18 protein-coding genes and 1 riboswitch are annotated in these 19,185 nt (G+C 69.1%); of the genes, 8 read left to right on the plus strand and 10 right to left on the minus strand.

Translation table 11 applies throughout. The features are described from left to right. Position 1: 1 nt before the first annotated feature. From ACFJGT_RS01105 to ACFJGT_RS01135, 7 genes are read right to left on the minus strand one after another with little or no spacing between them, the layout of a single operon-like run. Complete coding sequence (locus ACFJGT_RS01105) at positions 2–634, minus strand: precorrin-8X methylmutase (protein WP_377844976.1); 633 nt, start codon at positions 632–634, stop codon at positions 2–4. Then, positions 631–2,022 carry a precorrin-3B synthase gene (locus ACFJGT_RS01110; RefSeq protein WP_377844978.1) on the minus strand — a complete coding sequence of 464 codons (1,392 nt, stop codon included), beginning with the start codon at positions 2,020–2,022 and terminating at the stop codon, positions 631–633. Before ACFJGT_RS01110 ends, ACFJGT_RS01105 begins: the two co-directional genes overlap by 4 nt. Then, positions 2,019–5,627, minus strand: coding sequence for a cobaltochelatase subunit CobN (gene cobN / locus ACFJGT_RS01115; protein WP_377844981.1), 3,609 nt, complete (start codon positions 5,625–5,627; stop codon positions 2,019–2,021). The genes ACFJGT_RS01110 and cobN overlap by 4 nt, the downstream gene beginning before the upstream one ends. 9 nt (positions 5,628–5,636) lie before the next feature. After that, complete coding sequence (gene cobW, locus ACFJGT_RS01120; RefSeq protein WP_377844984.1) at positions 5,637–6,692, minus strand: cobalamin biosynthesis protein CobW; 1,056 nt, start codon at positions 6,690–6,692, stop codon at positions 5,637–5,639. A gap of 4 nt (positions 6,693–6,696) precedes the next feature. After that, positions 6,697–7,086 (minus strand): DUF1636 domain-containing protein, encoded by a 390-nt coding sequence (locus tag ACFJGT_RS01125; RefSeq protein WP_336814002.1) that lies wholly within the window; start codon positions 7,084–7,086, stop codon positions 6,697–6,699. Positions 7,087–7,094: 8 nt separating this feature from the next. Beyond that, the gene (locus ACFJGT_RS01130; protein WP_377844987.1) at positions 7,095–7,835 is read right to left on the minus strand and encodes a CbtA family protein; all 741 of its coding nucleotides are present in this window, start codon (positions 7,833–7,835) and stop codon (positions 7,095–7,097) included. A gap of 12 nt (positions 7,836–7,847) precedes the next feature. Continuing rightward, positions 7,848–8,024 carry a CbtB domain-containing protein gene (locus ACFJGT_RS01135; RefSeq protein WP_377844989.1) on the minus strand — a complete coding sequence of 59 codons (177 nt, stop codon included), beginning with the start codon at positions 8,022–8,024 and terminating at the stop codon, positions 7,848–7,850. 36 nt (positions 8,025–8,060) lie between these two features. Further along, positions 8,061–8,262: riboswitch (cobalamin riboswitch) on the minus strand. A gap of 123 nt (positions 8,263–8,385) precedes the next feature. Here ACFJGT_RS01135 and cobU point away from each other — a divergent pair. From cobU to ACFJGT_RS01160, 5 genes are all read left to right on the plus strand, one after another. Then, positions 8,386–8,892, plus strand: a complete 507-nt coding sequence (gene cobU, locus ACFJGT_RS01140) for a bifunctional adenosylcobinamide kinase/adenosylcobinamide-phosphate guanylyltransferase (RefSeq protein ID WP_377844991.1) — start codon at positions 8,386–8,388, stop codon at positions 8,890–8,892. Positions 8,893–8,905: 13 nt separating this feature from the next. Beyond that, a complete protein-coding gene (gene cobO, locus ACFJGT_RS01145) occupies positions 8,906–9,514 on the plus strand; it encodes a cob(I)yrinic acid a,c-diamide adenosyltransferase (RefSeq protein ID WP_377844993.1) in 609 nt (202 codons plus the stop codon). A gap of 27 nt (positions 9,515–9,541) precedes the next feature. Then, positions 9,542–10,075 (plus strand): MgtC/SapB family protein, encoded by a 534-nt coding sequence (locus ACFJGT_RS01150; RefSeq protein WP_377844995.1) that lies wholly within the window; start codon positions 9,542–9,544, stop codon positions 10,073–10,075. Between the two features lie 168 nt (positions 10,076–10,243). Continuing rightward, positions 10,244–10,864: a TetR/AcrR family transcriptional regulator gene (locus tag ACFJGT_RS01155; protein WP_377844997.1), complete on the plus strand. Its 621-nt coding sequence runs from the start codon at positions 10,244–10,246 to the stop codon at positions 10,862–10,864. Further along, a complete protein-coding gene (locus ACFJGT_RS01160) occupies positions 10,861–12,516 on the plus strand; it encodes an acyl-CoA dehydrogenase family protein (RefSeq protein WP_377845000.1) in 1,656 nt (551 codons plus the stop codon). Before ACFJGT_RS01155 ends, ACFJGT_RS01160 begins: the two co-directional genes overlap by 4 nt. Before the next feature lie 3 nt (positions 12,517–12,519). Here the strand turns inward: ACFJGT_RS01160 and cbiB are convergent, their stop codons facing one another. Then, complete coding sequence (gene cbiB, locus ACFJGT_RS01165) at positions 12,520–13,497, minus strand: adenosylcobinamide-phosphate synthase CbiB (protein WP_377845003.1); 978 nt, start codon at positions 13,495–13,497, stop codon at positions 12,520–12,522. Here cbiB and cobD point away from each other — a divergent pair. The 3 genes from cobD (at position 13,496) to ACFJGT_RS01180 (ending at position 16,818) form a co-directional block, all read left to right on the plus strand. Beyond that, entirely contained in the window at positions 13,496–14,527 is a 1,032-nt protein-coding gene (cobD, locus tag ACFJGT_RS01170) for a threonine-phosphate decarboxylase CobD (protein ID WP_377845005.1), read from the plus strand. The two genes, cbiB and cobD, sit on opposite strands and share 2 nt — an antisense overlap. An 82-nt stretch (positions 14,528–14,609) precedes the next feature. Then, positions 14,610–15,581: a D-2-hydroxyacid dehydrogenase gene (locus tag ACFJGT_RS01175; RefSeq protein WP_377845007.1), complete on the plus strand. Its 972-nt coding sequence runs from the start codon at positions 14,610–14,612 to the stop codon at positions 15,579–15,581. Positions 15,582–15,597: 16 nt separating this feature from the next. Next, positions 15,598–16,818, plus strand: coding sequence for an MFS transporter (locus ACFJGT_RS01180; protein ID WP_377845009.1), 1,221 nt, complete (start codon positions 15,598–15,600; stop codon positions 16,816–16,818). A gap of 3 nt (positions 16,819–16,821) precedes the next feature. Here ACFJGT_RS01180 and ACFJGT_RS01185 read toward each other — a convergent pair whose 3' ends face one another. Together ACFJGT_RS01185 and ACFJGT_RS01190 are read right to left on the minus strand one after the other, a co-directional pair. Continuing rightward, on the minus strand, positions 16,822–17,349 hold the full coding sequence (locus tag ACFJGT_RS01185) for a hypothetical protein (RefSeq protein ID WP_377845011.1): 528 nt from the start codon (positions 17,347–17,349) through the stop codon (positions 16,822–16,824). Between the two features lie 57 nt (positions 17,350–17,406). Then, entirely contained in the window at positions 17,407–19,071 is a 1,665-nt protein-coding gene (locus ACFJGT_RS01190) for a GMC family oxidoreductase (protein ID WP_377845013.1), read from the minus strand. Positions 19,072–19,185: the final 114 nt, after the last annotated feature.

Here is a 19,185-nt window from a genome sequence, read left to right on the forward strand (position 1 = left end):
CCTATTCCTTGTCCTGCGCCAGCGCATTGACGGCCGCCGCCGCCATGGCCGAGCCGCCGCGGCGCCCATGCACGACGACGAAGGGCGCGCGCCCGTCCTTAGCCAGCGCTTCCTTCGATTCCGCGGCGCCGACGAAGCCGACGGGGATGCCGATCACAGCAGCGGGCTTTGGCGCGCCGGCATCGAGCATCTCGAGCAAACGGAACAGCGAGGTCGGCGCATTGCCGATGACCACGATGGCGCCGGCGAGCCAGGGCTTCCAGAGCTCCATCGCGGCGGCGGAACGCGTCGTGCCCATCTCGGCCGCCAGCGCCGGAACCTGCGGATCGTCGAGCGTGCAAAGGACTTCGTTATTCGCCGGCAGGCGGGCACGGGTTACGCCGTTGGCGACCATCTTGGCGTCGCAGAGGATCGGGGCGCCGTTCCTGAGGGCGGCCTGCGCGGTCTCCGCGAAACCGGCTGACATCTCGACGTCATCAGGCAGGTCGGTCATGCCGCAGGCATGGATCATGCGCACGACGACGCGCTCGGCTGCGCCGCTGAAGCGGGCGAGATCGGCCTCAACGCGGATGATGGCGAAGGAGCGCGCGTAGATCGCCGCGCCGTCTTGGATGTAGTCGTATGCCTTGCTCAACCCTGCGATCCCGCTGAACGCGCGGCCTTCAGCCGGGCGTGAATATCCTGTCCGGGCTGCAATCGCGTGAGCAGCGCCGAAAGGTCAAGCGTCGCGACCGGCTTGTCCCGCGTCGTCCCGCCAGGCACGACGTCGTAGCGCCCCTCTCTCCCGACCAGCGTCAGGTCGGCAGCCGCCGGATGGGCGCAGGCCTTGATGCAACCGGAGACATGCAGCGTCGCGCCTCCCGCCAGCAGGTCGGCGGCAGCTTCGGCGAGCACGGCTGCATCCACCATGGCCGGCGCTTCGGCGCGGGTGCAGGCGGGGCTGCCGGCACAGGCCTGCACGGAGAGGCGCGGATCGTCGTCGCGCGTGATCAGGCCGAGATCGTCGGCGAGCGCCAGCAGGCTCTCGGCTTCGGCGCGGTCGAGATCGCGGAAGGCGAGGCCTCTCCAGGGCGAAAGCCGGATATCGGCCGCGCTCGCCGCGGTCCCGGCGCCGAGCCTGTCGAGCACCGCAGCATCGCAGCGCCCCAAAGGCAGGCCGACAAGCGCGACGAAACGGTCGTCGTCGAGGGCGAAGCGCCCGGCACGCCGGGGCGGTATGCGTGGTGTCGGAGCGCTGGCTTCGGGCAACGCGCTCAAGCTCGCCAGGGCTTCGAGCGAAAGGTCGCGCAGGCGGCGGATGCGCTCAGGCGCGGCTTTGCGCAACGTCGCGAAGCGGCGCAGCGCGGTTTCGACCGCCGCAGCCGCTTCCGCCTCGGCAACCGGGCCACGCCAGAGGCGATCGCCGAGGCACAAGGCCACATGCCCGGGCGTGATGCCGACGAGTCGGATGTCGCAGGGGAATTCATCCAGTGCCTGCGGGCCGCCGTGATCCACGACGACGCCAAGCTTGGCCGGCAGGCCGGCGATGGCGCGGGCTCTTCGTTCGATGTCATCCGCAAGGTCAATGGCATCGACGAGGCCACCCGTGCCGTCATTCTCGGGGGGCGCAGGGCGCCGACCTGAGAAGCTCTTGCCGAAAGCGGCGCCTTCTCGTCCCGAGATGCTCGGGTCGAGCCCGAGCATGACGCCCCGGTCGAGGCCCGCCAACGGCGAGACCAGCGTTACGCGTTGCGGGCCGTCGCCATCATGCTCGTCGACGAGACGCTCCGTCAGAAGCCGTTCGACCAGGTTCGGATGGCTCTCGGCCGTCACGCCACGGATCTGCAGATTGGCGCGGGCGGAAATCTCGATCAGCCCGTTGCCATGCTCGACCGCCAGTGCTGCGATCCGCCGCAATTGCGTGGGCGTCAGACTGGCGCCAGGCGGATGCAGGCGCACGAGCCAGCCGTCGCCGGTCTCCATCGGCCGCAGCGCGCTCGGGCACCAGCCGCGCCGCAATGCGTCCTTGGGAAGGGCGCTCATTCCGCTGCCTCCCGCGCCAGGAAGGCCCCCACGGAATTGCGGCGGCTGGTCCAGAGCCCGCGTCGCGCAGCCTCCGCCAATCGTGAGCGGATCGAAGCGGCAGCGGGCGCATTGGCAGCTTCCAGTGCCGCCCAGACCTGCGGATCGGCGCAATAGGCCTGGAACACCGCATCGAAGAGCCCGTCCGCGACGGCATCCGTGCTCGCCGCGAAGACGAAGAGCGTATCGACCGCTTCGGCCAGTTCCGCCGCACCGCGCCAGCCATGGGCGAGCTGGCCGGCGATCCAGCGTGGATGCGTCAGGCGGCCATGGACGATGCGGGCGATATCCTCGGCCAACGTGCGGGCTTTCGGCGCTTCCGGGTTCGAACTGTCGAGGCTGTAGAGCGCCGGATCGGCGCCGAGCGCCTTTGCCGCCGCCGCGAGCCCGCCGATGACATCCGCGGCGCTGCTGGCTTCGAGGATGTCGCGCCCGGCGGTGTCGCTGACATGGATGAACGCGTTGGAAGCCTTGATGCGCCCGGCGAAGCCGGCATCGGCCGTGGCCACGCCTTCCGGGCCGCCATAGGCATGGTCGGAGGCCGCGAGATAGGCAGCGCCGAGTTCTTCGCGGTGCGTCCAGTCGCCGTCGAGCGCGCGGTCGGCCATGGCCGCGCCGTAGCGGCCGGGTGCGGCGCCGAAGATGCGGGCGCCATGCTCGCCGCGACGGCGGGCCGCGGCGGGCTCGTTCCAGCCGTCCGGCTCGTCCAGCGCAGCGACGGCCCGTGCCGCCTGGTCGATCAGCGCGATCTGCCCCGGAAACGTGTCGCGGAAGGTGCCGGAGATGCGCACGGTCACATCGAGGCGTGGAAACGCCAGCTTCGGCTGCGGCACGATGCTGAAGCCGGTGACGCGGGTCCAGGCGCTGTCCCAGAGCGGCTCGACGCCCATCAGCGCCAGGGTATGGGCGATATCCTCGCCGCCGGAGCGCAGCGTCGGCGAAGCCCAGAGATCCATCACGATCCGGCGGGGATAATCGCCGTGATCCTGCAGATGGCGCGAGACCACGGCCTGCGCCGCGAGCTTGCCGAGCCGGGTGGCGGCGCGTGTCGGGATCGCGCGCGGGTCGAGCGTCGACAGATTGCGCCCGGTCGGTAGCACATCCGGTCGGCCGCGATGCGGCGAGCCGGCGGGGCCGGGCGGCACGAAGCGGCCGTCGAGTGCGCGCAGCAGGTTCTCGCGCTCGTTGCGGGCGGAGACAGGGTCGATCTCGGACTGGCCGAAGATGTGCAACCCGTCGCGGAATGGCAGTTCGGCGATGTCGCAGAGATGCGCGTCGAGCCGCGTCAGCGCCTCGTTCATCTCGGTGTCGGCTGCCACGCCGCAGGAGGCGGCAAGCCCGCTTGCCTCGGCGCGGGCACGGATTTCAGCGGCGACGATGTCGGCGCGGCGCGGGTCGAGCACCTGCGCCTGCGAGAATTCTTCGACGAGATCGCGCAGCAGGGCGGTTTCGCCCGCGGCTTCCGTTTCGGCCAAAGGCGGCGGCAGATGGCCGAGCGTGACGGCGGAGAGCCGCCGCTTGGCGGGCGCCGCCTCGCCGGGATCGTCGACGACATAGGGGTAGATCACCGGCAGCCCGCCGACAGCGAGGCGCGGCCAGCAGCCGCTCGAGAGCGCGACTGCCTTGCCGGGGAGCCATTCGGTCGTGCCGTGCGTGCCGAGATGGATCAGCGCGTCGATGGCCTCCGTCTCACGCAGCGCGAGGTAGAAGGCGAGATAGCCATGGCCAGGCGGTGCGTCGGGGTCGTGATAGCGGGCCTTGCGGTCCGGCGTTGCATCGCGCGACGGCTGCAGGGCGATGGTGAGATGGCCGTAGCGCACTGCGCGGAAGTGGAAAGCGCCCTCGCGGCAGGCCGGGTCGGCTGCGGGTGCGCCATGGGCGACGAGCAGGGCCTCGCGGGCGGAAGCAGGGATCGTGCCGAGCCAATCCCGGTAGGCTGAAAGCGGAATGCTGAGGCTTGTCGGTCCTGCGGTGAGAGAAGCCATCAGCAAGGCCCCCTCTGTCATTCCCTCATCGTCATCCCGGACAAGCCGCGTCAGCGGCGCCGATCCGGGATCCATGCCGGAACGCCGCTCGGAAAGGTTCAGGCATGGATCCCGGGTCTCCCTTTGGTCGCCCGGGATGACCGGCGAGAAGGTGTCGGTGGAGGCGCGGACCTCATACCCCGCCTCCGCCAGCAATGCGCGGATCGCCGTCACGCTCGCCGGCGTATCGAGCCCGACGGCGAAGCCGGCGCGACCGCCACGGGCGGGATAATCCGACATCACCAGCGCCAGTTTTCGCTCGGCCACGGGCTTCCGCGCGAGCGTGATCCAGCCCTCCGTCAGGTCGGCGAGCGCATTGATCCCCTCGGGGTTGGGCACCAGTCGACGTAGGGAAAGGCCGGTAGCCGGATCGGTCTCGTCCGCCTTAAAAGCCACGGGAACGGCGCCGATCCGTCCATCGAATTCCGGCAGGGCGACCTGCATCGCGAGATCGGCGGCGGAGAGGCCGCGCGGCGAGGCTTCCCAGGCCTCGCGTGGGCTGCCGACCGGCACGGCTTGCAGGATCGGGCAATCGGCGCCGTCGAGCACGAAATCACCGCCTTCGCGGGCGGAGAAGGCGGTGGTGGTGACGATCAGCGCCGGCTTGCGTGTCGCGATCAGCGCGGCGAGCTCGGCCGTAACGGCGGGGTCCTTGAGGCTGGTCAACGCGAGCGGGAGCGCGGCGAGGCCGCGCGATGCGAGCGTGGTCGCGATGGCTTCGCCCATGGCGGTGTCGCCAGCCGCGACGCCGGAGCGATAAAGCAGGATCGGGACGAGCGGCTTGTCGGGGGGCAGTGCGGCGAGCGCCTCGCGCCAGGGCAGGGGAGTGTCGCTGGGGCCGAGCGCGAAGAATGATGGGAGTGGGAGGGGAGCAAAGCGACCCGCTTCGTTCTTCTCCCCTTGGGGGAGAAGGTGGCCCGGCGAAGCCGGGTCGGATGAGGGTTGAATCTCTGTCAGATAAAGCCTTATCCGCCCCAGCAATCGCCGCATGTTCTCGGCGCCGCCACCGGCCTGAAAATAGGCCAGCAGCTCGTCCGCGAATTCAGCCGGCACCGTGGCATGCTCGCCGAGCCGGGGATCGTCGCGCTCGTCGCCGGGCAGGATCGCGAGCGGAATGCCCCGCTCGCGACAGGCGATGCCGAACTGCTCAATGCCATAGCGCCAATAGTCGAGCCCGCCGAGGCAGCGCAGCAGCACGAAGCGGCATTGCGCCGCCGTCTTCTCGATCAGGAAATCGACCGAGAGCGGGTGCTTCAAGCGTCGGAGCGGCGCGAGGCGGACGGATAGGCTTCGTCCGTCATGCTCGCCCTTGTGGCGAGCATCCACGCCTTGAGCATCGTCCTCGCCGAAAGGAGACGTGGATGGTCGGGACGCGCCCGACCATGACGACAAAGGTTCCGCATGCGTACGGGCCGCCGCCGCCAGCGCCGAAAGGTCGCTGTCGGTGAAGGACAGGACGAGCACATCTCCCGGCGGCAGGGCGAGATCGACTGCGTCTTCGCCGTCGTCGAGCCTGATCTCGCTGGTTGGGAGAAGGTGCATCGGCCGATGTTACGCCCCCGCGAGAGCCGCTTCCACGGCCTTGAGATCGAAGCCCTTGAGGCCGATCACGGTGAGGCGCCCGTCGCGCGCTTCGCTCGCGCCCCAGGCCCGGTCGAAGTGATGGCCGACGCGCCGGCCCACGCCCTGCACGACGAGCCGCATCGGCTTGCCCGGCACGGCGGTGAAGCCCTTCAGCCGCAGCACGCCCTCGGCCTCGGCCGCCCTGGCGACGCGCGCCGTGAGCTCCTCGGGTGACAAGCCGGCCGGGAGCGGGACGGCGACCGAGTCGAAATCGTCATGGTCGTGGTCATGCTCGCCCTCGCCGTGATGCGAGGGGCGGGCGGCGAGATCGCTCTCGGCAGCGGCACCGAGGCCGACGATCAGCGCCGGCTCGACCTTGCCATGGGAGGTCTCGACGATCTTGATCGCCTTGGGCAGATGCTCGGCGATCTCGGCCTTGACGCGGGCGCGGCCGGCCTCGTCGACGAGATCGCTCTTGTTGAGCAGGATCAGGTCGGCGCAGAGGATCTGGTCCTCAAACACCTCTTCCAGCGGGTTGTCGTGATCGACCGAGGCGTCGGCAGCCTTCTGCGCGGCAAGCGCCTCGGGATCATCGGCGAACTGGCCCTCGGCCACCGCCGGGCCGTCGACCACCGCGATGACGCCGTCGACGGTGACCCGCGAGCGGATCGCCGGCCAGTTGAAGGCCTGGACCAGCGGCTTCGGCAGGGCGAGGCCGGAGGTCTCGATCAGGATGTGCTCGGGCGGGTTCGGCCGGTTGAGCAGCTTTTCCAGCGCCGGCACGAAATCATCGGCGACGGTGCAGCAGATGCAGCCGTTCGGCAGCTCGACCACGTCCTCGTCGCTGCAGCCGGCGATGCCGCAGCCCTTCAGGAATTCGCCGTCGAAGCCGAGATCGCCGAACTCGTTGACGAGCACGGCGAGCTTCTTGCCCTGCGCGTTCTCGAGGAGATGGCGCACCAGCGTCGTCTTCCCGGCGCCGAGGAAGCCGGTGATGATCGTGCAAGGGACCTTGCCCAGGTTCGTATTCTGCGGAGCGTTCATGATGTCATCCTTGCTGGCGCGCCGGCAAAGGCGGCACGCGCGCGACCACGCCCTTGCGGAAGGACTGGGGCCGCTCTTTCCAGGGAACGATGCCGTTGGCGCTGGCGGCATAGGCCTCCGCCGCGCCGACGATCTCGTCGAGATGGGTGTCGGTGTCGAGATCGCCGATCAGATAGGTCCATTTGCCATCGGCGCTTAGCGCGATGGTGCAGGGCCGCTTGCAGACGGCGAGGCATTCGACGGGCAGCACGGGGATCGTGCTGCCCTTGGCTGCGAGCTGCGCGGCGAGGCGCTCGGCCAGCGCCAGTCCCGGTTGGTCGTAACCCTCCGGGAGATCGGCGCGGGCGCGGCGGCAGGCCGTGCAGACATGGATGGTGAGGTCGCCCTCGGACATGGCTTGCCTCAGGCTTCAGCGGCCCGGCGGCTCGCCCAGGGCCAGAGCACGCCGACCATGAAGGCAGTGGCGAGCCAGAGCGCGGCCTGGATGCCGAGCGAGAGCGACGCGAAATGCGCGGCGACCTCGGCCGGAACCTTGCTCTCCGGCGCGGCCGGGTGCGGGGCGCCGACGACATGCGGCAGCAGGATCAGGACGATGGCCACAAGCTTGAGCCAGGGCTGCTCGAAGCGCAGGAACAGGAACAGTCCGATCGCGGTGGCGATGGCGGTCCAGAGCCACCAGAGCTGGCGCTGCTCCAATGCAGCGGAGGCAGCGCCCGGCAGTTCGGGAGCCAGTCCCATCGCCGGCGCGAGCCCGAGCGCGAGAAAGCCGCAGGCACCCCAGACGAGCGCGCTGCGCTGGTCGATCCTGTCACCGGCCGCGATCATGCCGGCGAGCAGCAAGCCTGCGAAGCCGATCGCGGTCGCGATCGTCACGGCGCTGGTGAAGAGCGTCCGCTGGAGGCCATCCTGCGGCTTCCATTCGGCATGGTCGTGGCCGGGCGCATCGCCGGCCGGGCCATGCGCCAGGATGAGTTTCGCCTCGCCGTCGAAGGCGGCGAGCGTCGGCGCTTTCAGCGCGAGCGCCGCCTCATAGGTCTCGGCCTTGAGGATCAGCGGGGTGGTGGTGACATTCTGCAGGGCGGCGACGATCAAGCCAGCCAGAAGCCCGGCCAGAATGCTGACCGTGAGAACACGCGTGACCATGGGTGCTTTCCCTCAGTGGCAGGGAAAGGCGAGGCCGTGGCGGGTATCGTGCGCGGCGTTGTGGACGTCGGTCGAGGCCGCGAAGCCGGTCGTGTAGATCAGCGCGATGCCGATCACGAGCGCGGCGGTAACCGCCTTGACGCGTTCCGAAACGCTGAGTTTGGGGGTGGAAACCGAAACGGTGTTCATATGCGTTCTCCGTGGCCGCCCCGCCGGCAGCCGGTTGGATCTCTGCGGGTCGACGGCAGGTCTCCTGGCTCGCGGACTTCGCGCCCTTTGCCGCCTTCCCGGAGCGAGCGCTCCAGTGGCCGATGGCGAAGGACATCCGCTTACAGTTGCGGGGGCAGCCGCGGCATTGGGCAAAGCAAGCCCGCACCGCGTTCCCTTTTCACCTCCTCGCGGAGGCACCGTCAGCGACGATCATTAGCCTTCGTCGTGCTGCTGTGCAATGCAGACGCTCCACTCCTTGCGAACCTTGATCTCGGAGAGCCGCGTAGCGGCGTTTCGCGCGATGGGGCTCGGGAACATGGCGAATGGTATGCCTCGGGAAATGCGTCATCTCACCCTCGTCCTGGGCGGCGCGCGCTCGGGCAAGAGCCGCTATGCCGAAGGGCTGATCGAAACGCTGCCCGCGCCCTGGGCCTATATCGCCACCGCTCAGGCCTATGACGACGAGATGCGGGAGCGGATCGCCACGCACCGCGCGCGCAGGCCGTCCGGCTGGGATACGGTCGATGCTCCGCTCGACCTTCCCGAGGCGATCGCTGCGATGCCCGCCGGTCGGCCGGTTCTCGTCGATTGCCTGACGCTTTGGCTGACCAACCTCATCCTGGCCGAGCGCGACACCGTCGCTGCCACGACGGCTCTCATCTCTACCTGTGAGCGGGTTTTTGGCCCGCTCGTGCTGGTCGGCAACGAGGTCGGCCTCGGCATCGTGCCGGATAATGCGCTCGCCCGCCGCTTCCGCGACGAGGCTGGACGATTGCATCAGGCGCTTGCCGCGCGCGCCGGCCGCGTGGTCTTCATGGTCGCCGGATTGCCGATGCAGGTGAAGTGACACGAGCGAAGTGATGACCGATACCGATGACGCCGCCCGCCACAAGGCGAAGATGGAGAAGCGCAAGGCGGTGCAGGACGCCGAGGTCGCCTCCAAGACGGTCGAGAAGGGCCTTCTCATCGTCAATACCGGCCCCGGCAAGGGCAAGTCGACCGCGGCTTTCGGGCTGATCCTGCGCGCGCTCGGCCATGGCTGGCGCATCGGCGTGGTGCAGTTCATCAAGGGCGCCTGGTCGACCGGCGAGCGTCGGGCGCTCGAAGCCTTTGGCGATCAGGTGAGCTGGCACAGCATGGGCGAGGGCTTCACCTGGGAGACGCAGGACAAGGCCCGCGACATCGCCGCCGCCGAGCGCGCCTTCGCCAAGGCCAGGGAGCTGATGGCCGATCCGGAGATCAGATTGCTGGTGCTGGACGAGCTCAACATCGCCCTGCGCTACGATTACCTGCCGCTCGCGGAGGTCGTCGCGACACTGTCTGCCCGCAGGCCTGACCTGCACGTCGTGGTCACGGGCCGCAATGCCAAGCCGGAGCTGATCGAGGCGGCCGATCTCGTCACCGAGATGACGCTGGTGAAGCATCACTTTGCGGCCGGCGTGAAGGCGCAGCTGGGGATCGAGTTCTAGCAGGCTGCCTCGCCGGCTGCCGGTCCTTTGCCGCAGAACGAACGCGAACGGCCCTCGCGCGTTCATGCCCTCGATCATCGTTTTCGGGGGTGGGCCATGAGTGGTTTTCTGTGGGGAGAGCTGGATCTGCTGCTCAGGCTGCTGGCCGGGATGGCGGCCGGCATCGTCGTCGGCTGGGAACGGACCAACAAGCAGCGTGCGGCCGGGATCCGCACCTTCGGTCTGGTCGGGCTTGGCACGGCCGCCGCGGCGACGATCTTCAGCGAACCGAACGAATCTGACGCCGCCAGCCGCGTCGTCCAGGGCGTGTTGACCGGGATCGGCTTCCTGGGCGCGGGCGTCATTGTTCTGCGCCGCGGCCATGCGACGCCGACGGGATTGACCACGGCGGCCGCCATATGGGTCACGGCCGCGCTCGGCTGCGCCGCCGGCCTCGGCGATCATGCGATCGTGCTGTCGGCCACGCTCCTCGCGCTCGTCCTGCTCGTCATCGATCACTCGGTCGAGCGTCGGGCCGGCCGCGGCGGGGCGGCCCGAACCGGCGAGGCGCCGCCTTCCTGAGGGCTGCGCTGGTCCGCGGCGCGACATCAGGAAGCGCAAAGGCATGTTGTAGGCGATCTGAGCCTCCGGTTGCTCCGCGTCGCTGCGGGCCCCAACCGCCGTCTCTTGACGGCGGCAAGACATCTCTTCAAATTGAATCCGAATTCAAATTCAATTTCGAGATCGCCCATGACCGGCCTTCAGCCGAAACAGCCGCGCAAGGCCGGCAAGCGCGAGGCGATCCTCGCTGCCGCGCGCGGCATCGTCGCGGAGGTCGGCTTCCATGAGACCTCGATCGCCGCGGTTGCCGCGGCCAGCGGCGTCTCGACCGGCAGCGTCTATTCCTATTTCGCCTCGAAAGCCGAATTGATGGCCGAGATCGTCGCTGCCGTGTCGTCGCGCGAACTCGCCGTATTGCGCGAGATCGCCGCGAGCGACGCTCCCGTGGCCGAACGACTGACCGCTGCCGTCGAAGCCTTCGCCCGGCGCGCCTTCGCCAACCGGCGGCTTGCCTGGTCGATGATCGCCGAGCCTGCCGATCCGGCTGTCGACGCGACGCGGCTCGACTATCGCCGCGAGATTGCCGGCATTTTTCGCGCGCTCGTCGTGGAAGGCGAAGGGCAGGGCGCCTTCCGCTCGGTCGATCCCGATGCCGCCGCGGCGATGATCGTCGGCGGCTTCATGGAGGCGCTGATCGGCCCGCTCTCGCCGGACCGTCCGATCACGCCGGAGCGCGGCCGCGAGATCGCCGCGGCGCTGGCCGATCTCTCCCTCGCCGCACTGATTTCCCGTGAAGGACAGGCCGCATGACCACCCTCGATGCTTACGGCTACGACACCCATGAGGTGCTGAACCAGGCGCCGGCGCTGGCGGATTACGACGCCTTCGCCGCCGATCCGGCCCTCGGTCGCATCCTCGATACGTTCGGCGCCGGCTGGTTCCGCGAGCAGGCGAGCGTGGTTGGTGGGCATGTCGGGTCGCAAGCGGTGCAGGACCTGGCGCGGCAGGCCAATCGCAGCCTGCCGGAATTGCGCACGCATGATCGCTGGGGCCGGCGCGTCGACCAGGTCGAGTTCCATCCGGCCTGGCACGAATTGATGGGGCTCGCGATGCGCGACGAGTTCCATTCGCTATGCTGGACGAAGCCGCGCCAAGGCGCGCAGGTGGCCCGCGCGGCGGTCTCCTATCTCTGGAATCAGGGCGAGAACGGCATCTGCTGCCCGCTCGGCATGACCTATTCGGCCATTCCCGTCCTGCAGCGCGATCCCGCGCGCTGGGCCGAGTTCGGCCGGCTGATCACGTCCAGCGACTATGACGGGCGCCCGCTGCCGGCGGCGCAGAAGCGCGGCGGCACGGTCGGCATGGCGATGACCGAGAAGCAGGGCGGCTCCGACCTGCGCCAGACCCAGACCGTGGCGACCCGCAATGCCGATGGAACGTATTCCCTCACCGGGCATAAATGGTTCTTCTCCGTCCCGCATTCCGACGTGTTCCTGACGCTGGCGCGCACGGAAGAGGGCGTTTCCTGCTTCGTCGTGCCGGGCTGGCTGCCGGACGGGTCGCGCAACCGCCTGCAGATCCAGCGGCTCAAGGACAAATGCGGCAACAAGTCGAACGCCTCCTCCGAGGTCGAGTTCCGCGGCGTGATCGCCCATCTGATCGGCGCGCCCGGCCACGGCATCCGCGCCGGTCTGGAGATGAACCACTACACGCGGCTGGATTTCGCCGTGGGCTCGGCCGGATTGATGCGTCATGCGGTGGCGCAGGCGGCGCATCACACCGCCCATCGCCGCGCCTTCCAGAAGGCGCTGATTGACCAGCCGATCATGACGAACGTGGTCGCCGACCTCGCTCTTGAAGCCGAAGCGTCCGCCTGGCTCGCCTTCCGTTTCGTCCATGCGCTCGACCGTGAGGCCGAAAGCGAGGCGGAGAAGCTCATCGGCCGCATCGGCGCGCCGATCGCGAAGTACTGGAACTGCAAGCGCGCCACGCCGGTCGTGGTCGAGGCGCTCGAATGCCATGGCGGCAACGGCTTCATCGAAGACCATCTGATGGCGCGGCTCTATCGCGAGGCGCCGCTCAACGGCATCTGGGAGGGCACCGGCAATGTCGTCTGCCTCGACGTGCTCCGCTCGATCCGCCGCTACCCCGATTGCGTGCCGGCTTTGCTCGACGAATTGCGCGCCGCCCGTGGGAGCGATCCGCGCTACGACGCCTTCCTTGCGGAACTGGAGACCGATCTGGTCGATGTGCTCCGCCACGAGCATCTCGCCCGCCGCTTCGTCGAGCGCATGGCGCTGGGCCTGTCGGCCTCGCTCTTGATCCGCCACGCTCCGCATGCGGTCGCGGACGCCTATGTCGCCTCGCGATTGGCCGGGGGCTGGTCCGGCCATTTCGGCTCCCTGCCGCAGGGCGCCGATCTGCAGGCGATCGCCCGGCGAGCCGTGCCGGTGCCGAACTGAACGTTAGAGCAGCGCGGCCGCAGCCAGCAGCGCCGCCAGACCCCAGAGCAAGCCACAAGAGCGCTTGTAGAGCGTGAGCGCCCGGCGGATATCGGCCGCATTCGCCTCCGCCCGGCCATCGCCCATCCAGTGATCCTCGACGCGGGTCTCGCCATAGACGCGCGGGCCGGCGAGGCGCAGCCCGAGCGCTCCGGCCATCGCCGCTTCCGGCCAGCCGGCATTGGGCGAGCCGTGTTTGCCGGCATCGCGCTGCACTGCGCGCCAAGCGCTGCCCGCATCAGCCGATCGGTCGAGTGCTGCCGAGGCGACCAGCAGCAGCGCTGTCAGTCGCGAGGCCGGCAGGTTGACGAGATCGTCGAGCCGTGCGGCGGCCCAGCCGAAGGCAAGATGGCGCGGCGTACGATGGCCGATCATCGAATCGGCCGTGTTGATCACCTTGTAGGCGGCAATGCCCGGCAAACCGCCGACACCCAGCCAAAAGGCCGGCGCGGTGATGCCGTCAGAGAAATTCTCGGCGAGGCTCTCGATGGCTGCACGCGACACGCCGGCTTCGTCCAGCGTCTGCGGATTGCGGCCGACGATCATCGAGACGGCGCGCCGCCCGCCTTCCAGCCCATCGCGCTCCAGCCCCTCGGCGACATCCGCGACATGCTCGTAGAGGCTGCGCTGGGCGATCAGCGTCGAGGCGATCAGTGCGAGAGGGATGAGGCCGAGAAGCCCGAAGGAAAGGCACAGGCGCTGGACCAGCGCCGACACGGCGATGACGGCAGCGAGCAGCAGCACCAGTGACAGCACGCCCATCGCCTTGCGCAGGGCGAAGGAAGCGGTTTCCCGATTGAGCGTCCGGTCCAGCCAGCCGATCAGCGTCCCGATCCAGGTGACGGGGTGGCCGATTGCGGCATAGAAGCGCTGGGGATAGCCGAACGCTGCCTCGACGGTCAGCGCGAGCACGAGCAGCGGCAGGCTGGCGGAGAGGTTCATGCGGGGCGCGGACAGGGTCGTGGCTGAGGACGGTATCTGGCATGGCGGCGATCTCGCCACGGCCCGCGCGCTCTTTCCGAAGGCGCCTGAGCAATGGGTCGATCTCTCCACCGGGATCAATCCGATCCCCTATCCGCTTCCGGCGCTGCCGTTAAGCCTCTGGACGCGCCTGCCCGGCGCCGATGACGAGGCGGTACTGATCGCCGCCGCCCGCGTGGCCTATCGCGTGCCGGCTCAGGCAGACATCGTCGCCGCGCCCGGCACGCAGATCCTGATCGAGTTGCTGCCGCGCCTCGCGCCGGCAGGACCGGTCGCGATTCTGGGCCCCACCTATGCCGAGCACGGCCATGCCTGGCGCAAGGCGGGCTACGTCGTCACCGAAACCGTCCTGCCTGCCGAGGCGGCTGCGACCATCGTCGTGGTCAATCCCAACAACCCCGACGGGCGCGTGCTGTCGCGGGCTGAACTCGCCGAACTGGCCGCTGATTGTAGGGCCCGCGGCGGCCTGCTTGTCATCGACGAGGCCTTCGCCGATTTCACGCCCGAAGCCAGTATCATCCCGGAGCTCCCGCCCAGTGCGATCGTGCTGCGGTCCTTCGGCAAGACCTATGGGCTCGCAGGCCTGCGGCTCGGCTTCGCCATCGGCGCGCCCGACCTGATGGCGCGGCTCAAGGCGGCGCTGGGTCCGTGGTCGGTGGCCGGCCCCGCGCTCCATGTCGGCGCACAAGCGCTGACCGATGCCGATTGGCTCGCAGAGACCGGCAAGGAGCGCGCCCGTGACGCCGCACGCCTCGATGCCCTGCTGGCACCACATGGCCGCATCGTTGGCGGAACGGCCCTGTTCCGCCTGCTCGAAACGCCCGCTGCGGCGGCGCTCTTCGCCCGTCTCGGCCGGCACGGCATCTATGTCCGACGCTTCCAGAACGCGCCGGATCGACTGCGCTTCGGGCTGCCCGGCGACGAGGCGGATTGGTCGCGCCTGCGCGCCGCGCTCACCCTCGATGCCTTGGAAGCATCGTCATCAGCGTGAAGCTTGCATGCGGCCAGTGCGGGGACAGGAACCGGCGGGCCGGCTAACGTCGACCGCACAAGGAATCGGGGAGAGACGACGCATGGCATTCCTGCCGCCGGAAGGCGACTTGACGATCGGCTTCGCCCATGCCGCCTATCAGCTCCGGGACGAGTTCCTGACGCGTGGCCGCGCGGCGAAGAGCTTTGAAGTCCGCAGCCTCGACGAACTGCGCGAGCGCGCCCCGGAAGCCGATGTGCTCGTCGTTTCCGGCCTCTGGCGCAACGACCTGCTGCCGCGCCTGCCGAAGCTGCGCTTCATCCAGTCGATCAGCGCCGGCACCGACCAGTTCGACAAGGCGGCGATCGGCGCGGCCGGTGTCCGGCTCGCCAGCGCCCAGGGCGGCAATGAGCGAGCCGTCGCGGAACATGCGATGTCGCTGATCCTGGCGCTGACCCGCCAGATCCATTTCGCCCGGGACAACCAGACGAAGCAGTCCTGGCGCCCGATGATCGGCGACCGCGCCCTGCGCGAGGACGAGCTCGGCGGCAAGACGCTGGTAATCGTCGGGCTCGGCCGCATCGGCCTGAGGCTGGCGAAGCTGGCGGCGGCCTTCGACATGCGCGTCATCGGCGTGCGCCGCAGCGCTGAGCCGCAGCCCCATGTCGAGGCTGTCGTTCATCCGGACAAGCTGGCCGAGGTAGTGGCCGGCGCCGATTTCGTCGCCCTGACCTGCCCGCTGACGCCCGAGACGGAGGGGTTGATCGATGCCCGCATCCTCGGTGCGATGAGGCCTTCGGCCTTCCTGATCAATGTCGCGCGTGGCCGCGTCGTCGACGAGATGGCCTTGCTCGATGCGCTCGGCAACAGCAGCATCGCCGGCGCCGGGCTCGATTGCTTCCATGAGGAGCCATTGCCGCCGATCTCGCCGTTCTGGCGCATGCCGCAGGTCATCGTCACCCCGCATAGCGCCGGCGAGACCCGCGCCTATGAAGGCAATGTCGTCGACATCCTCCTCGACAATCTGGATCGGCTGGCACGCGGCGAAGCCGGTCTGCGCAACCAGATCGTCTGATCCGGAGCAGGGTGGTATGGCTTCGCCGCGATTCGCCCGGCCTGGCGGGCCGTCGCTGATCCCTGCGCTCGGCGTCACGCAGGTCTTCGGCTATGGCGCTCTGTTCTATGCCTTCACGGTGCTGGCGCCGCGTATCACCGCCGATTTCGGCTGGGCGCCGGAATGGACCTTCGGCGGTTTCGCGGTAGGCCTTCTGCTGGGTGGCGCGGTTGCTCCCGTCACAGGCCGCCTGATCGATCGCTACGGCACCCGGCTGGTGATGACGACCGGCTCCGGACTGGCAGGGCTCTCGCTCTTCGCGCTGGCCGAGGCGCGCGGCATCGTCAGCTATACGCTCGCGATGGCCGCCCTCCAGGCGGTGACCACCGCGGTGTTCTACGACGCCGCCTTCGCCGCGCTGACACAGGCCCGCGGCAGCCGGGCGCGCCGCGCCATCAGCCAGCTCACCCTGATCGGCGGCTTCGCCTCGACCCTGTTCTGGCCGCTGACCTCGAGCCTGCTCGCGGTTCTCGACTGGCGCGGCGTCTACAGGCTTTACGGCCTTTCGCAGATACTGGTCTGCCTGCCCCTGCATCTTGTCTTCCTGCCCGGCCGGGTGAGGCGGTCGGTCGTCGCCGAGGCCGGCGCTGCGGCTCCCGCCGTCGCACAGGAGCCGGAGACGGCCTATCTCACGGGCGATGCCCGCCGCCGCGCCTTCCTGTTGCTGGCACTGGCCTTCTCGTTGCAGGGCTTCGTCGTCTCGGCCATGGCCGTGCATCTGCTGGCGCTGCTGCAGGGGTTTGGCCTCAGTGCTGCCATTGCCGTCGGCATCGGCGCGATGCTCGGGCCGTCTCAGGTCGCCGGGCGCCTGACCGAGATGCTGTTCGGGCGCGCCATCTCGCCGGTCACGACTGCCTGGGCCTCGGCCTGGCTGATGCCGCTCGGCCTCGTCCTGCTGCTGATCGGCGGCTCGCTCCCTGTGGTCGCCGGGCTTTTCGCCCTCGCCTTCGGCATCAGCATGGGCTTGAGCTCGATCGTGCGCGGCACGGTGCCGCTCCAGCTCTTCGGCCCGGTCGGCTTCGGCGCGACCATGGGCAAGCTCTCGGCGCCCGGCCTCGTCATCAAGGCGGCGGCGCCGCTCGTCTTCGCCGTCGCGCTGGAGCGCGGCGGCGTCATGCTCTCGACGCTGCTGCTGATCGCGGTCTCGGCGCTCGCGGCCGGCGCGCTCATGCTGCTGGCCCGCGGCCGTTCGGCCTGAGCCTCAGGCTCGCATGGTCTGCCACCACTGGCGCACGGCATCGCGCGTCCGCATCGCCAGGCCATAGGCGGGGGTGGCCCGGACCCAGCCGAGCACGTTGTCGCGCACGCGTACGATCTGGCCCATGATCCAGGCGAACCAGCGATAGCTGAGCAGCTTGTCGCGGCCGGCATGGTAGATACGCTCGACGAAGACGAAGCTCATCAGATGCGCGAAGGCGGTGACGATCAGCCCGGCCCAGAACTGCCCGCGCGCGAAGAGCAGCAGGCCGAACAGCTTCAGGGGCTCGGCAATGGCGAAGGGGATCGCCAGCGCCAGCAGCACGAGCGGCGGCGGCAGCGCGGCGACGCTCTCCTCCAGCCGGCGCATGATGCGCAGCTCCGCGAGCCGGCGCAGTAGAGGCCGGTAGAGCGGCCGCAGGAACTCGTCGAGGATGACGAAGACGGTGATGACGGCGCGCAGAATCGCGAGCAGTCCGCGCGTCAGCGGGCCGCATTCGGGTGCAGGCGAGGGCGGAAGGTTATCGGGCATCGCAGCTGGATTCATAGGTTGCGATTTGCGGCAATTCCAAGCCCGGCCTGACAACCGTTAGCGGCGCGCATCTTCCTTCAGCATCGCCACGCCCTTCTCGGCGATCATCATTGTCGGATTGGCGGTGTTGCCGGAGGTGATCGTCGGCATCACCGAAGCGTCGATGACGCGCAGGCCGTCGACCCCGCGCACCCTGAGCCGCTCGTCGAGAACCGCGCCGGAATCGTCGTCGCTGCCCATCCGGGCGGTGCCGACCGGATGGAAGATCGTAGTGCCGAGCTGGGCGGCGGCCTCCAGCAGCGCTTCGTCGGACTGGGCGGCCTCGCCCGGCATATGCTCCTCCGGTCGGAAGCGGGCGAGCGGCGCCTGGGCCACGATGCGGCGCGTCAGCTTCATCGCATCGACCGCAACCTGCCGGTCCTCCTCGGTATCGAAATAGTTCGGTGAGATGACCGGATTGTCGCGCGGATCGGCCGAGCGCAGATGCACGCTGCCGCGGCTCGTCGGCCTGAGATTGCAGACGCTGGCCGTAAAGGCGTCGAACGGATGCAGGCCCGAGCCCCAGCTGTCGAGCGAGAGCGGCTGGAAATGGTATTGCAGATTGGCCGTGGCGTATTGCGGCGAGGACTTGGCGAAGGCGCCGACCTGCGAGGGCGCCATGGTCAGCGGCCCCGTGCGCAAGGCGGCCCATTCCAGTGCCATCAGGGGGCGACGCCAGAGCTTGGCATAGTCGCTGTTGAGCGTCTTGACGCCATGGACCTTGTAGACCGGCCGGATCTGGAGATGGTCCTGCAGGTTCTCGCCGACGCCGGGCGCATCGACCAGCGTCTCGATGCCGAAGCCCTGCAGCCGCGCCCCGCTGCCGATGCCGGAGCGTTCGAGCAGGAGCGGCGAGGCGACCGCGCCGGCCGAGAGCACGACTTCACCCTTGATCTCGACCTTCAGCCGCTCCTCGCTCGCCGTGCCCAGGCCATGCGTGAACTCGACGGCGCTCGCCCGGCCGTTCTCGAACAGGATGCGTTCGACATGGACGCCGGTTTCCAGCCGGAGATTGTCGCGGTCGTGCCGTTCCAGCATCGGCTTCAGGAAGGCGCGATAGGCGCTCAAACGCCGGCCGCGACGCTGGTTCACCTGGAAATACGAGGAGCCCTCGTTGTCGCCGGTGTTGAAATCCGGGATCTTGGCGATGCCGGCGGCTTCCGCGGCATCCCGGATCGCGTCGAGGATCGCCCAGCGCACGCGCGGGTGCTCGACGCGCCATTCTCCGCCCGCCTTGTGCAGCCCACCCGGCGGCGGCGCCATGTGGTCCTCGTGCCGGAGGAAATAGGGCAGCACGTCGTCCCAGCCCCAGCCGGTGAGGCCGCGCTGGCGCCAGCCGTCATAGTCGGCAGCCTGGCCGCGCATATAGACCATGGCATTGATCGCCGAGGAGCCGCCGACGACCTTGCCGCGCGGATAGGCGAGGGCCCGCCCGCCGAGCCCGGCCTGCGGCTCTGTCTGGAACAGCCAGTCTGCGCGCGGATTGCCGATGGCGAAGAGATAGCCGACCGGGATGTGGAACCAGACCCAGTCATCCATGCCGCCGGCTTCGAGCACCAGGACCTTGTTCTTCGGATTGGCCGCCAGCCGGTTGGCGACGACGCAGCCAGCCGAGCCCGCTCCGATGACGACATAGTCGAAGGAGCCGATCAGGCGGCGGTCGGTGGAGGCGGGATCAGGCATAGCGTTTCCAGCGTTCCGTTGCAGGCCTGCCGGTTGCTCCGGCAGTGACGGAGCAATCTGGCATAGGCCGGCTGGCGTGGCAGCAGGCGAAAACGCACAGCACGTTGGCGGTGA

The sequence above is a fragment of the Allobosea sp. UC22_33 genome (assembly GCF_042700715.1).
In the GTDB taxonomy this organism is placed as follows: domain Bacteria; phylum Pseudomonadota; class Alphaproteobacteria; order Rhizobiales; family Beijerinckiaceae; genus Allobosea.